Below are 503 nucleotides of genomic sequence, written 5' to 3' on the forward strand. Positions count from 1 at the left end.
CGAGGTCGATCAGAAAGAGATCGCCGGACTGCTGGCCGAACTGGACGCGAAGGCAGGCACCGCATGAGTGCCGCCGCCAAATCCCCCGCCGAGCTGATTGCCGATTTGACCGACCAGGTGCGGCTGCTGCGCCAGGACGTCGGCAACCTCACCGCGACCGCGACCACCAAGGCCGAGGCGGCACGGCTCAGGGCTTCGGTGCAGAAGATCACCATCGACGCCCTGGAGCAGAACCGACAGATCGGTAGCACCGCGGCCGAGATGTCCCGCCGCATGCACCGCGACAGCGTCACAGCCGCTCAGGAAGCCGCAGGAAAGGCCGTGAGGGGGCTGGAGGATCAGATCAGGGCCGCCGCCAACCACATGCGCCTGGAGGCCGTCAAAGGCCGCCAGCAGGCCCTTTACAGCTTCGGAGGGGGTCTGGCCGTCTTCGGGGGGATTGCGGCTCTGGGGGCCGTTTTGGGCATCGTGGCGCTGCTACTGATCCAGGGACGCGGCGATGC

At 67.6% G+C, this 503-nt stretch carries 1 protein-coding gene; it reads left to right on the plus strand.

Annotated features, from left to right (window positions below):
* Positions 1-63: 63 nt before the first annotated feature.
* A partial coding sequence (locus TW83_RS19060) for a hypothetical protein (RefSeq protein WP_045984367.1) occupies positions 64-503 on the plus strand: 440 nt, incomplete at its 3' end.

The sequence above is a fragment of the Paracoccus sp. S4493 genome (assembly GCF_000967735.1).
Classification (GTDB): Bacteria; Pseudomonadota; Alphaproteobacteria; order Rhodobacterales; family Rhodobacteraceae; genus Paracoccus; species Paracoccus marcusii.